Origin of the sequence: Bacteroides intestinalis, from assembly GCF_003464595.1 — a bacterium.
Lineage (GTDB): Bacteria > Bacteroidota > Bacteroidia > Bacteroidales > Bacteroidaceae > Bacteroides > Bacteroides intestinalis_A.
Genome location: NZ_QRZF01000014.1, coordinates 113,023 through 129,083, shown reverse-complemented (window position 1 = coordinate 129,083; position 16,061 = coordinate 113,023). Strand labels below are relative to the sequence as shown.

The 16,061-nt window shown below is 41.8% G+C and carries 10 protein-coding genes; 3 read left to right on the top strand and 7 right to left on the bottom strand.

The window, feature by feature from the left end; genetic code table 11:
• The first annotated feature begins 13 nt into the window (after positions 1-13).
• A complete protein-coding gene (locus DWW10_RS18065; RefSeq protein ID WP_022391919.1) occupies positions 14-1,450 on the top strand; it encodes a choice-of-anchor J domain-containing protein in 1,437 nt (478 codons plus the stop codon).
• A 731-nt stretch (positions 1,451-2,181) separates the two neighbouring features.
• On the opposite strand, the gene DWW10_RS18055 is transcribed toward DWW10_RS18065, so the two are convergent.
• The 5 genes from DWW10_RS18055 to DWW10_RS18035 form a co-directional block, all read right to left on the bottom strand.
• Positions 2,182-3,768, bottom strand: a complete 1,587-nt coding sequence (locus DWW10_RS18055) for an endonuclease/exonuclease/phosphatase family protein (RefSeq protein ID WP_022391920.1) — start codon at positions 3,766-3,768, stop codon at positions 2,182-2,184.
• 30 nt (positions 3,769-3,798) lie between these two features.
• Positions 3,799-4,911 (bottom strand): endonuclease/exonuclease/phosphatase family protein, encoded by a 1,113-nt coding sequence (locus tag DWW10_RS18050; protein WP_022391921.1) that lies wholly within the window; start codon positions 4,909-4,911, stop codon positions 3,799-3,801.
• Between the two features lie 17 nt (positions 4,912-4,928).
• Complete coding sequence (locus DWW10_RS18045) at positions 4,929-5,882, bottom strand: D-2-hydroxyacid dehydrogenase (RefSeq protein ID WP_022391922.1); 954 nt, start codon at positions 5,880-5,882, stop codon at positions 4,929-4,931.
• 124 nt (positions 5,883-6,006) lie between these two features.
• A complete protein-coding gene (locus DWW10_RS18040) occupies positions 6,007-7,281 on the bottom strand; it encodes a replication-associated recombination protein A (protein ID WP_022391923.1) in 1,275 nt (424 codons plus the stop codon).
• Positions 7,282-7,353: 72 nt separating this feature from the next.
• Complete coding sequence (locus DWW10_RS18035; protein WP_118220481.1) at positions 7,354-9,942, bottom strand: DUF5686 and carboxypeptidase-like regulatory domain-containing protein; 2,589 nt, start codon at positions 9,940-9,942, stop codon at positions 7,354-7,356.
• A gap of 144 nt (positions 9,943-10,086) precedes the next feature.
• On the opposite strand from DWW10_RS18035, the gene DWW10_RS18030 reads away from it, so the two are divergent.
• Complete coding sequence (locus DWW10_RS18030; RefSeq protein WP_022391925.1) at positions 10,087-10,950, top strand: glycosyltransferase family 2 protein; 864 nt, start codon at positions 10,087-10,089, stop codon at positions 10,948-10,950.
• Positions 10,951-10,960: 10 nt separating this feature from the next.
• Here DWW10_RS18030 and DWW10_RS18025 read toward each other — a convergent pair whose 3' ends face one another.
• Positions 10,961-12,055, bottom strand: coding sequence for a UDP-N-acetyl glucosamine 2-epimerase (locus DWW10_RS18025; RefSeq protein ID WP_182021463.1), 1,095 nt, complete (start codon positions 12,053-12,055; stop codon positions 10,961-10,963).
• Positions 12,056-12,176: 121 nt separating this feature from the next.
• On the opposite strand from DWW10_RS18025, the gene DWW10_RS18020 reads away from it, so the two are divergent.
• Entirely contained in the window at positions 12,177-12,815 is a 639-nt protein-coding gene (locus DWW10_RS18020) for a trimeric intracellular cation channel family protein (RefSeq protein WP_022391927.1), read from the top strand.
• 107 nt (positions 12,816-12,922) lie between these two features.
• Here DWW10_RS18020 and DWW10_RS18015 read toward each other — a convergent pair whose 3' ends face one another.
• The gene (locus tag DWW10_RS18015) at positions 12,923-15,823 is read right to left on the bottom strand and encodes a M16 family metallopeptidase (protein WP_022391928.1); all 2,901 of its coding nucleotides are present in this window, start codon (positions 15,821-15,823) and stop codon (positions 12,923-12,925) included.
• Positions 15,824-16,061 lie beyond the last annotated feature (238 nt).

The window sequence follows — 16,061 nt, the reverse complement described above, 5'->3', positions numbered from 1 at the left end:
AGAATTGATGAATATGAAAAAGATATTATTAGCAACTGCAGCATTGGCATTCATGTTTACCTCATGTAATCATGAACCCGATTTTGATGGTTTTCAAGAATATACTCCGGACAATTTAGTCAAATTACAGTTGACTTATGGCGGAACTTATACGGGAGCTAACGGCTTTAATCAGGGTGAAGATAACTCTGATGACCCGAAAGCTGTAGCCAAGACTAAAATAGAAGAATGGTTGAATAAGAATTATTATACTGCAGAGAAAGGTTCAGAAGCCACAGTTAAATATAATTTGATTCAGAAAGAAACAATTGTTTCTGAAATCAGTGCACTAGATGTTGATTTCCAAAGAAATGTTACGGTATATGATGTCACAGAAATTCCAGGTTGGACTAATTTTATATTGGAAGGTACTAATACCTGGCAAGATCAAAGTTATAGTGGAAACACCTATACTCAATGTGGCAATGTAAAAGCTAATACAGTCAATTGGTTTATTTCTCCTAATACAATGATTACTAAAGGGGATTTGTTTAGCTTTGATGTTTGTACCGGATATTATAAAGGAGATGTGCTTTCAGTTCTTATTTCAGAAGATTATGTTGGAGCTGCAAGTAAGGCTAATCTGGAGAGAGCTACATGGGTAGATGTAACCTCTAGCTTTAATATTCCTAAGGAACCAGTCAGTGGTTATGGGAAATTAGCTACTGCCGGTACTATGAATATGGATAAATATGCTGGTAAGAATGTGTATATCGTTTTTAAATATTCAGGTTCTTCCTCTATTAATACCACAATTCAGCTTGATAATATCAAGGTATCTCGTGAAGAGAGTGTGACGAATACTAATACTGTTGAAAAAGAGGCTCGCGCCAAAGTTGATAATAACGAAAGCAAGTGGACAGTGAGTTTACCAAGTGAAATTGCAGAAGTGGTATTGGATGAAAACTTTGAATCGGGTGTTGCCTATGAAAAAGTTGTTTTAAATGGTTGGCTGAATGCTTTGTTACAAGGCTCTTATGACTGGGAATATAGATCATTCAGTGGTAATTTGTATGCAAATATTTCTGCAAATAAGCACGAAGGCGTATTAGAGAATTGGCTGATGACCCCTGCTTTGAAATTAGGAATGGATATGGTATTGAAGTTTGATATGAAGTTGGGTTATTATAATGGTGATGCATTCAGTGTGATGGTTTCTGAAGACTTTAATGGAGAACCGGGAAGTATTGCTTCTTCAACTTGGACTGATTTGACTTCTAGTTTAGTGATTGATAAGTCTTCTGTAGGTGGTTATGATTCAAACTGGACCAATCATACTATAGATCTTTCTGCTTATACAGGTAAGACGATATATATCGGCTTCAAATATCTGGGTAATGGTACAAAGGGTGATAATTTGGTTTCTACTACTTATCAACTGGATAATATTTATGTAGGGATACCGAAATAAATGAAATCTTAAGTTTTATAGAAAAGGCTACCTTAGAAATTTAGGTAGCCTTTTTTTGTACTGCTCCTATTATAAAATATAAATGTGCAGAAAATAATATAAATTAGTAATTTACCGATGTAATTTTGACCGTTAAAATCTTTAAATGTAATAATTAAGATTAGGTGCAATTTTTAATTAAAAATATCTTCCATTAGTTTTCTGATACAAAAACAGACTGGAAACGTGCACCAACTCACAGTTGCTTTAATGCTTACCTTTGCAGAGCCACATAAAGGATAAGAAAATATGAAGATATTTTTTTTTCCAGCACCCACTAACGACAATGTAGAACTTTAGTATACAGAACTTAGTGTCCAAAGAAATATTTAAAGGTATTGGTGTTTACTAGTTTATTATTGAGTAATTGGTATTACTATCCGAATTGCGTGCTTAGGTAGAATACATGTATCTTTTCTGCATGGTTCATGCGATTTCTTTAGTTAATAAAGAAGACAAAAGATATAATAATAACAACAGAAAAAGAAAAATAGCTGCTGATGGTTTAGTTGTTGTTGATCATGCCAGAGGAATACCAGCTCTGGTGATAGTATCAATACTCTTTATTATTTGGAAAGCCACACTTTATCACCTCAAATGCCATAGGTTATCTGTGACATTTGAGGTGATAAAGTGTGGCTTTTAAGACATGACTGCTTTTCGTGTTTGTACAGTGAGAACTGGTTTGAGGCTTAAGGAAGCACGACCTTGCATGTAGTACACTTACCTTGTGCATCGTAAGCACGCACCAGATAGAAACCACGTACCAGACTTTTTACAGGCAATGTGAAATGGTTTTCTGTATTTCTGGTGTTGCTGGTATCATATGCAACAATGACTTGTCCGCTGATATTGACAATCTCGGCACGGGTGAGTACAAAGTCGGTATTACTCACCAAAGTAAGATAACCATTGCGTGGATCACCGGTCAGCTGAATATCAGGGCGCGAAAGAGTAGGGTTTTCAATACCTGTAGTAGTACCCAGCTTTATGAAAGTAACGATAGGATTATGGTCGGAACAGCGGTACATATTGTCTTCTTGCGGTTTACCTCCAATTTTAAGTGCATCAGGCTCATCGGCATTGATATGAAAAGGATGAGCATAACGTATTTGAGCATCCAATGTAGCAGTAGCAAAACTATGGTCTAAATAACCGGTTGCGTAGCTATTGTTGCTAAAAAAGGCATAGCTGTATTCATTAGGTGCATATTTTTGAAGTTCATTTATCAATTCGCCTTCTTCCAGTACCCGGATGGGATCTTCTTTGGAGTATGAGTTTAAGTCACCAACTATGAGGACATCTTCATCTTCAAAATAGGCAGTAACAGTTTTGATAAATTCAAGAGTAGCTTCAGCTTCGTGCACACGGCGCAGAACATGACTACCTTGACCATCACCTGTATCGGCATATTCATCTGGTTTATTATAGCTATTATCCTTTGCTTTCCAGTGATTTAAGCAAACGATAAAGCGCTCATTATTAGCCTTGAGATTAAAAGCCTGTGCAATCTTTCGGTTTGGCAGATATCCGTTGTCTGCTAGTTTGTTTTTTTGGAGATCTCTGAAAGGAGTTACCGTATTACTGTTATAAATGAAGCAAGCCATGCCTTGATTAGCTGTTGAATTCTCAATGTACTTATATTGGTCTGTTTGACAGGTAGTGTTCAATGCAGTGCAAAGATCATTCAGTGAAGAGTTACCGAAAACTTCAAGTAGGGCATAGATATCGGCATCCATGGCTTTCAATGCAGCTACTATTTTGGTTCGCTGTACGTCATTAGTTCCCTTGTAGTTCTCGACATTAAAACTGACAACTTTCAAATTATAATCTTCTTCAATCTCACAGGTTATGGGACGTTCATTGCCTTGAAACTCCGGTTTCTTTGTTAACGTAATGGTGTATTTACCATTACTGTAACTGGCGGTTCCGGTCAGTTTTGCTACGGTCTGTCCGATGCGGCAGGTACCATTTGCATCAGTGAATGAGTAAGCTCCTTGCTTTACAGTGATCTGATTATCTTGATTCTCTTTATTCTTTTGATTGAACATCTCTACACCGGGTAGATTCTTTTCTGTGGGAGTCCATAGCGGACCGTCAGAAAGAGTGATTGAACCGTAGGCATAGCTGTAATTGTTTGTCAGCGTCAGTGTATTGGTAATAGTCACTTCTTTCCCATCTAAAGCGTTCGTTTTAAAATCATCAGGGAAGATAACTTCTTGCTGTGCAAACAGCAATGCAGGTAATAAATGAATAAATAGGAGTAGTTGTCTTTTCATAAGCAAATGTTTTAGATGAATGATTTAGATTTATTTCTTTATTTTCATTTCCATCAGTACCGGGTTGTGGTCACTGCATAAGTCCAGATCAGGCGAGTAGTAACGGTATCCCTGAATGGCGGGTGAATGGAAAATATAGTCGATACGCAACAAACGTTTGAAGTAGCGGAAGGTATACATGTAACCCCGTCCACTGGTGCGGAACCCGTCTTTAAGTATATCACTTAATTCCGCATAGGTGTAGGAAGACGGCAAAGAGTTGAAGTCGCCGCACACTACTACGGAGTAAGGACTGGCAAGGGCCAACTGACAGATACTGTCTGTCTGTTCGGCACGCTTCACAAAGTTGTCGTGCAAAGTGTTGATAGCACCTTGTACAACTTCCACTTCACGACGGGTGTCATTCGTATTGTTAAGACCACGTTCCCATTTCCGACGGTTTTGATTGACACTGGTAGTCTGCAAGTGGTTGTTGAGCAGACGGACAGTGTCTCTTCCTAATATGATGTCGCACTGCATGCTGCAGTTGGCACTTTGCGGATAAGAAATAAAACGGGGATTGATGAGTGGGTAACGGCTGAATATGGCGATAGGGAGCACTCCGCTGATGGAGTCTTCAGTGGGTATCAGGGCATATCGCCAGTGGGAAAATACATTACGGATGCTGTCCATCGGAAAGTGCTGATTGTCGCCGAATTCTTGGAAGCAGAGTACATCGACTTCTTGCTGTTTCATGTAGCGGGCAATCTCTTTGCAGGAGTAGCCGGTGATCTCGGTACCAAAATTGCCGACATTATAAGTGGCTACTTTCAGATATCCATCGGCATAGTTACTACTGTAATGTCCTTCAGGGATTTTTTTTGTGAAATTGAATTGAAAAACGGAAAGTATATAACCGTAATTGAAGGCCAATGCTGCAAAAGGGATGAGGATCCAGCGACTGCGGGCAAATGCCCAACAGATAGCAACCAGCAGATTACATATCAGCAATACTGGAAGAGCTAATCCCAACACAGGCATATATTTGGAATTAGCAGGATCAAAGTTCCCGGAAAAGGTGGAGATAATAGTAACAGTAGCCAGAATGATTGTCAGGATCACCGGAATACTGCGGAAGAGACTGTGAATTTCTGATTTTCCCATGTTTATTAAAAGGAATGTTATTTTATAATATTTACCGGTTTCCCTTCCGCGTATGCTTTCAGGTTACTAACTGCTATATGTATCAGTCTCTGGCGTGCTTCAAAGTTGGCCCAGGCAATGTGTGGGGTGATGAAGCAATTTCGTGCAGTCAATAACGGATTGTCTGAACGAGGTGGTTCTTCGGAGAGAACATCCAGTCCGGCGGCATATATTTGTCCGGTGTTCAGGGCATTGGCGAGATCTTGTTCATTAATGAGTGGCCCACGCCCGGTATTGATAATGATGGAGGTAGGTTTCATTAAAGAGAGACGGCTGGCATTGACCATTTCGCGAGTACTGTCGTTCAACGGACAGTGCAGACTGATGATGTCGCATTCGTGAAATAATTGGTCGAGATCTGCTTTTCTGATTTCGGGTGGGAGCTGCAGACGTGATTTAGAAGTGTAGGCCCATACTTTCATTCCGAAGCCAATAGCTATGCGGGCAGTGTTATATCCGGTCTGTCCTAAGCCGATGATTCCTATCTTCTTGCCGAGCAATTCAATGAGCGGAGTATTGTAGAAACAAAAATCGGGGCTCTTGCTCCAGTCTCCTCTGCTGACCTCTTCAGAGTAATGGCGTACTTGCTGAGTGATATTCAGTATGTGGGCAAATACCATTTGTCCAACAGAGGGGGTACTGTATGCGGGAATGTTGGTGACGATGATGCCACGTTCACGGGTGGCAGCTATGTCTACTACGTTGTAGCCTGTAGCCAGCACGCCGATGTATTTCAGATCGGGCAGGGCAGCCATCATTTCGCTGTTGATCACTACTTTATTGGTGAGGAGGGCTTCTGCACCGGCAGCACGTTCCAGTACTTCGGCGGGGGCGGTACGATCATAAATTACGCATTCGCCAAACTCTTTCAATTTGTCCCAGCAAAGATCACCGGGATTTGCGGTGTAACCGTCTAATACTACAGTTCTCATTCTGTTTATGTTTAAAGTGAGTACGCAAATTTAGGGAAAAGATTTAGGATTATACTCATAATGGTATATTTTGTTGTGGCCGGTGTGTTTGTTGGAGGAGGTAGTATGGGATATCAAGTAAGGGTTATTTCTTAAACTTATCCTCACCCCATAATGCTTTCATGCGTTCTGCATGTTTCTGCTCGGCAGCATTGTCTTGTGCTTCCCAAAGACGGCGGTTCTTCAACTCATCGGGCATGAATTGTTGCTTAACGAAATGACCGGGATAATCGTGCGCATACTTATAGTTATCACCGTATCCTAACTGTTTCATCAGTTTGGTGGGCGCATTGCGCAAATGTAGAGGAACGGGTAGATTGCCTGTTTCCCGTACAAGTTCCAAGGCATTGTTGATGGCCATGTAGGCGGAATTACTCTTCGGACTTGTAGCAAGATAAATAGTGGCTTCTGCCAATGGAATACGTCCTTCGGGCCAGCCCACTTTCATCACAGCATCAAAGCAAGCATTGGCAATCAGCATAGCATTTGGATTTGCCAGTCCGATGTCTTCCGATGCGGAGATGACGAGTCGGCGGGCAATAAAGGCAGGGTCTTCCCCGGCTTCTACCATACGAGCCAGCCAATATATGGCACCATCGGGATCACTGCCACGAATAGACTTAATGAAAGCAGATATGATATCATAATGCATTTCTCCATCTTTGTCGTAAGCCAGAGGATTTTGTTGCAGGCGTTCGGTTACTATCTCATCAGTAATGACCACCGGATCATTAGCTTCGGAAGAAACTACAAGGTCCAGAATATTAAGCAGTTTGCGTGCATCTCCACCACTATAGCGGAGCATGGCAGTCGTTTCTTTCAGTTCGATTTTACGTTCTTTCAGAATATGGTCGGTGGTGACGGCACGTTGCAGTAATTCCATGAGGTCTTCTTTCTCCAAAGACTTCAGTACATAGAGTTGGCATCGTGACAGTAGTGGGCGGATTACCTCAAAAGAGGGATTCTCTGTAGTGGCACCTATCAATGTTACTGTACCTTGTTCCACAGCACCAAGCAAAGAATCTTGTTGCGATTTACTGAAACGGTGGATTTCATCAATGAACAGTATAGGGCTGCCTTGTGAGAAGAAGCGGTTGCTCTTGGCGCGTTCTATCACTTCTCGTACATCTTTCACACCACTGGTAACAGCGCTCAGGGTATAGAATGGAGTTTCCAGTTTATTGGCAATGATCTGTGCCAGTGTGGTTTTTCCTACACCCGGAGGCCCCCACAAAATAAATGAAGAGATACGTCCCGCATCAATCATCTTGCGTAGTATTGCACCTGGTCCTACTAAATGTTTCTGACCGATGTATTCATCTAAAGTTTTAGGACGAAGCCTTTCTGCTAAGGGGGTCATGTGAATAAGTGTTTAACGTTTAGTGATTAGTGTTTAGTAACCATGCTAATCATTCATCACTAAGTTGCTATGTTAGAAAATCATTAATATCATAAAACGTATGCCTCCTTTCTTTACACCTGGAATATCCGTGTAAGTGAGGCGGCGTACATATTCGATATGCAACAGCTTGAAAATGTTGTAGATACCTACGCTGGCCTCCAGATAAGGAGTACTACCCATTACATGGCTGGTAGGCATACCGTCGCGCATAGGGAAGAGGAACAATTCGTCATTGTGGCTCTTATATGGGTTATTCTTATCCGTAAGTGTTCCGTACATACCACGGATACGGAAAGTTTCGCGCCATTTCAGCTTTTTAATGAGGGGAATACGATTGAACAGCTTCCCGTTCATGTCATAAGTGATGGCAAGAGAGGCATAACGGTCATTCAGGAATTCCATATTGTTGATAAGACTGAAAGACTCATTGTGCTGGGTGATATATGAAAGGTTTGCCATGGGCAGGTTCAATAAAGGGAACGGTACCGTATTCCATTGTGCACCGGCACGGGCGGTGATGTCTAGTTTACCCCAGGAGCCAAACCAGAAACGTTTGCGGATGCTGGCTTCTGTAAGATTGAAGTTGTATTCGCCACCCAGCACACCTTTCAGGCCAATGGTATGGGAAAGAGAGAAGATCGGAGCATCCAGAGATACCGGAACACGACGTTGCTTCGTATTGACAAATGTTTCCCCCGGAGCATAACGTAGGGTAACGCCAAGCTCAGTTGTAGTGATATCTTTGACGAATGTATTTGTGTCATCCCATGAACCAGCTATGTTGCCGTCGTTCTTCCAATATTGCAATACACCGCCGGCAGGTTCGTCGTTGCGGTGGCGTGCCATAGCTTTGATGGAGAAACCGGCATTCGTTTCCAACTCATACGTCAGGGTAGCATCGCGCATATATGACATCTGGTCTACCTTTGTCCACTTCCAGCCTACAAACATATTGTCCTTATCTGTTGAGAGGTATTTGTCCATCGGAGACATGACATCGTAGCTGTAATCGAAAGCAATATAATGTTTAGGGAATTCCCATAACACATACTCACGCTTATTGAATGAGTAGGCTGCCTGACCTTTATAGAACCATTTCTTATCTCTTGTACCATAAGCACCATATCCACTGAAACTCCAGTGTGGATCGAAGTTACCGGTAGTCATACCACTGAGGCGGAAACGTGTACCGTTTACATAATTACTTGTGATACTGGTATTGATAGGACCGAAGTCGAACTTGCTGGGGTGCTTTTTGCTTCCAGTTTCTACAAAGTTTTCTATCAGGGCTTTTGCACCAAAGATCACATACTTGAAGCCTGGAATTTGTTCGATGCGATTCATGAATACGTCCATGTTACTCTCCTTTTTGGTGAGGGGAACCTGGCGTACCGAAGCCCAGTATTCATCGCTCTTGTTAAGCATATTGGCTTCTTTAATGACATTACCTTTCAGACGGAAAAGACGGGGCTCTATATCTTCGAATTTGTAATTACTGTACTTTGTAGTGCGTTGTACTTCAAGCCCCTGCAAACCTTTCACGAATTGCAGTTCTACGGTCATATCATCATCAGTCAGTACCCAGTTACCATCCGGCATTTGTTCAAACTGCTGCACAATATCAAGATTGTCCACGAAGTTTACTCCAGTCTTTTTGGGAAGGTTCATGGTACATTTCTTCACTGCATAGGTGGAGTCTTTCACGACATAGAGATGCCCTGTAAAACCAAAGTCCTGCGAGTTCTGTGGAACGAAAGTAAGGTGTACACATTCCTGGCGGTCCACCATAATAGTATCCATAAGATAGAACTTATAGAAACTGATAGCACCTCGTCCGATAGGGCTGACGAAACGGCGTTGCAGCAGGCGGATGTCGTCATCATAGATATTGACGTCAGAGAATACATCAGTCAGAATGGTTCCCAGCATGTCTCCAGTGTTGAAGAACTCTTCAATACCGCTGGAATTCATACCTTCGATAATAGTCTTTTCGCTTTTGGGGCTTTTACGATAGATGGTTTTTGAAGATGTCTCCTTGATGGAAATGGGGAGAATCATCTTGTTCGTCTTGGGCGATATTTCTACCTGATCCTTGAAGAATGAGAATTTTTTATAGATACCTTTCTCCATCTTCTCTGGAGTGACGTCGTTCATGGACATCTTCATCTTTTCATATTTCTGATACTGATAAAAGTCATTGGCTTCCAGTTTCAGTTCTTTCTTATTTTCGATGACTTTTCTCATGAAATCCACGGCAGGGTTATTCTTCCTGGAGTATTTCTCCTTTTGAGGTTTTACCACTACTTCAGAGAGCATGACATCAGCAGGCGCCATTTTTACATTCAGCACTCTGGTGTTAGGGGTTAGTGTGACTTTCTTGGTCACATATCCGATGGCGGAGAATGTAAGTTCATTCCAACCTTTGCGGGTTTCTACTGTATATTCTCCTTCGGCATTGGTGATAGCACCTACACCTTTTCCCTCGTATTGAACGGTGATGTACATTAATGGTTCGTTGGTCAGGGAGTCGGTAACGACACCTTTTATCTGTGCGGATGCACTATGTGCAACAAATAGTGACAGCAGAAAAAGGATGATAGTTGTATATTGTTGTTTCATATTTAAGTCAGTATGAGGCTGCAAAGGTAGCAAATTACCATTAAATAAGAAGTAAATATAATCTAAAGAAATAAGAGGAATGTTTATATGTATTTCGCTTTTGCCTAATTTAATGTTATATTTGCCAAATAAAGTTCACGTGATATGCTGTCCATACTTATCCCTGTGTATAATATAAATTGTGTTTCGTTAGTTAAGAAACTGCACGAGATGGCTTTACTATTGAAATCCCCTTTTGAGATTTTATTGGCGGATGATGCATCTAACGAAAGAATCAAAAATGAAAATCGGGTGTTAAATCAGTTGGATGAATGCAGTATATTTGAATTGGAAACTAATTATGGGCCGGCATTTACCCGAAATTATCTGGCAGAAAAGGCGTGTTACCCTTATTTGCTTTTTTTGGATACGGATACTATGCCGATAAGGGATAACTTTCTTTCTTTGTACCTCAGTTATGCAAGTAAACAAGCGGTCTGTGGAGGTTTTTATTATCAAAAAACAAATGGTTCTGTTTTACGGTATAAGTATGGAATGCAGGTAGAATCGCAACCTGTAGCAGAACGTTGCAAGCATCCTCATCAACACTTTATAGGTATGAATTTTTTTATTTCAAAGGAATTGTTTCTGCGTGTTCATTTCGATGAAACACTTCATTTTGGGTATGAAGATGCTGCTTTCGGGAAGAGATTGAAAGAGGCGGGCGTTCCTGTATTGCATATTGATAATCCGGTTTGGCATTTGGTAGAGGAAGACGCATGTGCTTTTTTAGACAAGACGCGTCGCTCCGTACGAAATTTGTTAGGGCATGAACAGGAGTTACTTTCTTACGTTCGTTTGCTGCGTTGGTATGATAAATTAAAGCGGCTTCATGCCGTTGCACTTACCGCTTTTTTATTCCGTGTATCCGAAAGTTTTTTGGAAAAGAACCTTATAGGGAAACATCCTTCTCTATGGCTTTTCGCTTTTTATAAATTGGGCTATTTCTGCCGTTTATCTCTTTCCTGATTTTTTATTATTACTTTAATTCTCCATTAATCAACGTTTGCACAATACGTTCCGCTGTACGTCCGTCCCAACGGTCGGGCAGCGTGGTATGTTTCCATTCGCCATGCATCAACGTTTCAAGTACGGCGGCAAATGCAACGGGGTCTTCGTTCACTAATTCATTAGTACCTACACGCCAGGTTTCGGGATGTTCGGCATAAGAGTTGAGCGTGATGCAGGGAACATCAAGGAAAGTAGCTTCTTCTGCAATGTTACCGGAATCTGTGATGATACCTTTGGCATGGTTAATAAGATATCCGAAGTGCAGGTAACTTTGAGGCGGTAGAATGTGTAGGTTTGGTGCAGGAATTTCCAGCGCCTTGATAGCCTTCTGCACGTATGGGTGCAGCGGAGCAATGATGGGCATACCTTCGGATTTATCCACTAATGTTTGTATCAGAGATTTAAGCACATTCTTTTTGTTCAGCAACTCGTGACGATTGAGAGTGAGCAATAGATAGCCGTGTCCTTTCAATCCCATGCTAGAGAACCATACGGGTTGCAAGAGGCGGTGACGGTTATAGCGGACAGTATCTATCAGAATATTACCTACATAGTGGATGTATTCGGGAATCATGCCTTCCTGATTCAGGTTGCGGTTAGCCACCATACCTGCGGTAAACAGATAGTCGGAAATGGCATCTACAATGGTACGGTTTACTTCGCGAGGCATATTCATATCGAACGAACGAGTACCGGCAATGAGGTGTGCAACTTTCAGCCCGCGCTTCTTGGCAACGATAGAACAACTCATGGTGGCCGTAAGGTCATCTACAACAAGAACTACCTGGGCGGGATGTGTGTTCAATTCCTTTTCGAAGGCAAGCATGATGGCAGCTGTCACTTCCGATTGGTCATGTCCGCTGACTCCAAGATAACCATCGGGTTTCTTCATGTCCAGATCAGAGAACAGAGAGGCATCCAGACTGGTATCGTCTTGCCGTCCGGTATAAATGAGACGGTATGAAATCTTCTTTCCGGCTTCCTGTGCGGCTTTAATAGCTCGGGTGATAGGAGCTATTTTCATGAAGTTAGGGCGTGCACCCGATACGATTGTTATTTTCATTGCATATAAATTGATGAGACAAAAATACGTTTTCTTAGGGAAATTATTCGTTACTTTGCCAATAAATTTAATGAATAGCAATTATAAATCATTAAACATTTAACGTTAATCATTGACTATCATGCCAACATTTGTTCAAATACTCGACTTTATAGGTACGTTTGCTTTTGCAATCAGTGGCATTCGGCTGGCTTCGGCAAAGCGATTCGACTGGTTCGGGGCGTATGTGGTAGGTTTTGTAACTGCCATTGGTGGCGGTACGATACGTGATGTATTGCTGGGTGTCACTCCAGGATGGATGACGGATCCTATCTATTTGATTTGTACGGGACTGGCCTTGCTGTGGGTGATTCTTTTTGGAAAACATCTGATTCATTTGCATAACACCTTCTTTATATTCGATAGCATTGGTTTGGCGCTGTTCACAGTAGTCGGTGTGGGAAAAAGCATTGCACTGGGATATCCATTCTGGGTAGCTATCATTATGGGTAGTATTACAGGTGCTGCAGGTGGTGTGATTCGTGATGTGTTCATCAATGAAATTCCACTGATTTTCCGAAAAGAGATTTATGCTATGGCGTGCGTGGTAGGCGGTACGGTTTACTGGATGTGCGATCTTATCGGGGTACATTCATATGGATGTCAGGTAGCAGGCGGTATTTCAGTATTCGTCACACGTATTCTGGCTGTGAAGTATAATATCTGTCTGCCTATTCTCTCGGGAAGTGCGGCAGAAGTAGAAGATAAAGACAAGGATTAAAGACTTTGTTCCAATGACAAACTGAATAATTGCAAAAGCGAATGGAAAAAGAAAAGGGTATCACCGGAAGAAGAGGTGATACCCTTTTTAATTAAAGGAGATTCTTGTTAGAACATTGCGTCTTTCGTGTTGAACAATTTTCTTTCATTCAGTTTCACTACTTTGCCGTATTTCTCCAGCTTCTTCACGTCGATATCTTTCGGATTACCCATGATACCGATACAGTATGGTTTACCTTTGACATTTTCTTCGTAGTACTTCACGATATCATCGAAAGTCAGCGCATCAACCTTAGGCAGATTCTCTTTGGTAGGATCATCGTTATAGCCTACACGTTGCAGTGATCTCATGTACTCGGCTTTGTTGCGGAAAGAAGGATGTGTAGTCAGCATCTCCTGGCGCATGTAGCTCTTGATGTTGTCTATACGGTCAGCATTCTTTGGCATGTCTGTAATCAACCCCATGAATACATCCAATGCATCATTGGCTTTATCATTCTGTGTACCGATGTTACCGAACAAATAAGTCGGGTTGCCAGGCAATGAAGGTGTACCGATATATGCTCCGGCTGAATAAGCCATAGAACGTTTTCCACGGATTTCATCCAATACCAATCCATTGAAACCACCAGAGAAGTATTGATTGAATGCATCGCGAATCACGTCATCTTTCTTGTCGAATTTCTCCATTGGCATGAAGAAGTAGATTTGAGCTTGTTCAGCATCAGAGTTCGGCAGGAAGTAAACAGTGTTCTCTGTTACGGTAGCCATCGTTTTGTCCTGCGGTGAAGTGGTCGGTTTTTCGTTGGCAACCAGCGGCAGATTTTTGCTGAGAACTTCATAAGCATTGTCGAAAGGCATTGTTCCGCAATAGAAGATTTCTGCTTCATAGTTTGCTGCGCGGTTGATGTCACCTGTCAGCTCGGAAATCTGCAGTTCGTAAACTTCCTTATCAGTCAGTTCATCGATGTAGGAGGATTTATCCTGGTAAATCATGTATTGCATAAGTGCGCTGGACAAAGCGTTCACGTTTTCCTTGCGTTGCTGACGGCTACCCAACATAGAACCTTTGATACGGCTCAGCTGCTTTTCGTCCAGTTTCGGCATCAGAATCTGACGGGCGAGGAGCTGGCAGGCTTGCGGCAAAGTTTCTTCATAACCTTCCATGGTGATGTAGAGATAGTTGCTGTTAGCACTTACTTCACAAGTAGCATTCAGTTTACCAAGCTCTTCTTTCAATTGTTGTGGCTCGTAAGCACCCATGATACCTGCATTATTCATCAGGTCTGCTGCGATACCCAGTTTGCGGAATTCGCGTTCACCAACACCGTAACGCAGTGTTAAACTGAATACATTATTTTCCGGATTCTGTGTATAGTACATCTTAGAGCGGTCGTTCAATTGCTTGCTTTGTACGTCAGCGAAGTTGATGAACTTCTCGTCTACTTGTCCGATAGGCATGTTCTTGAATTGCGTAGCATACAGTGATTGTTTGCCTACAGGAGGTTCGATAGGTTTATATCCCGGTTTCTTAATTTTGGTACTCTTATCAAGCTTTCCTTTTTCAATGTAAATGGCAAGATAATCATCCGTCAGGTATTGCTTAGCCACACGTTTGATATCCTCTGTTGTGATGGCCATTACTTCATCTTTGTAGTTGAGAACTTGTCCCAGATCTTCTTCGCTGATGAAAGCATTCATCAACATGTGTGCCTTGTAAGTGTTAGATTCCATTCTGCGGTCGAAATCACGGCACATATTGTTCTTAATAGAATTGATTTGCCATTCTTCAAATTCACCGTTAGCTACTTTTTCGATAGCTTTCAGAGCTTTCTTTTCAGCGCTCTTGTTTGATTCGAAGCGACGTTGGTTTTCATCGTACAGAGGGATACAACGTACGATATTACGGCCCTGTTCGCGACGACTGTCTGAATAAGCATAACCTTGAGTCAACTCACCGTCAATAGTCAGTTTGTCCAGTGTACCGGTGTTGCTGTTATTGCTCAACAGAGACATGGCGATATCCAAAGGCTTTTCATCGGGATGTCCGGAAGGTACACCTTTATAAACGAGGCATACATTGGGATAATAACCAACCTTCGCATTATATTGCTTACGACCTTTGATTTCGAGGTCGGGATAAGTTTTACGTTCGGGAGTCGATTTAGCTTGCAGGCGTCCGAAGGTAGCGTTGATACGTCCGCTGATTTGTTTAGCATCTACGTTACCAACGAGGATGAGCACCATGTTTTCCGGAGTGTACCAATCGTTATAATAGTCGATCAACTTACTCAAACGTGGATTTTTCAGGTGTTCCGGCAATCCGATGATAGGACGTGCATAAGGATGCCCTTCGTATGCTTTGCTGGAAATAAATTCCTGCTGTACGCTTCCTGGATCATCCTTATACATATTATATTCTTCGTATACACTTTCCAACTCGGTCTGGAAAGTACGGAATACCGGGTTGATCATACGTTGTGAGTAGATTTCCAGCCATTTATTGATTTGGTAAGGAGGGAATGAGTTGTGATAATAAGTCACATCGAAACTGGTTCCGGCATTCAATCCCTTTCCACCCATACTTTCTATCAGATTCATGAATTCGGTAGATACACTTACTTTAGCGGCTTCTACTGTCAGTTCATTGATTTCTTTAGCGAGGGCTTCTTTCTTTACGGGATCGGCTTCATCCGCCATTTCATCGTACTTGGCAATGATTTTATCATAAAGCGGCTTTTCGGTAGCCCAGTCCAGAGCCCCGATCTTGTCGGTACCCTTAAACATTACGTGCTCCAGGTAGTGTGCCAGTCCGGTATATTCTGCCGGATCGTTCACGGAGCCTGTTCGGCAGGCCACAATACCATATACATCCGATTTGGTGTTGTCTTCCCATATATATACGGAAAGGCCATTCTTCAGCTTGAATGCTTTCAGCCCTTGACCGTATGACGGCAGAGCGATAGCCATGATAGCCAGAAGAATAATGGAATTAATAATTCGTCTCATAAAATAAAGTGTTTTTAAATAAAGTGTTTTTGCTATATGTAGGCAAAACTATAAAAAAATCACAAACACTTTACGAAATCTTCGGAAAAAGATACGCTTTTTTTTTAAAAGACCACCAGAAAACTCTCAAAATGGGGGTGAAAACTGTCATTTGATAGTTTTTGCCCTAAATAAAAACAAAACTCGACCCCTCGGAAACTTGAAACTTCCCTATACTTGCAATCGTGAATTTAAAATA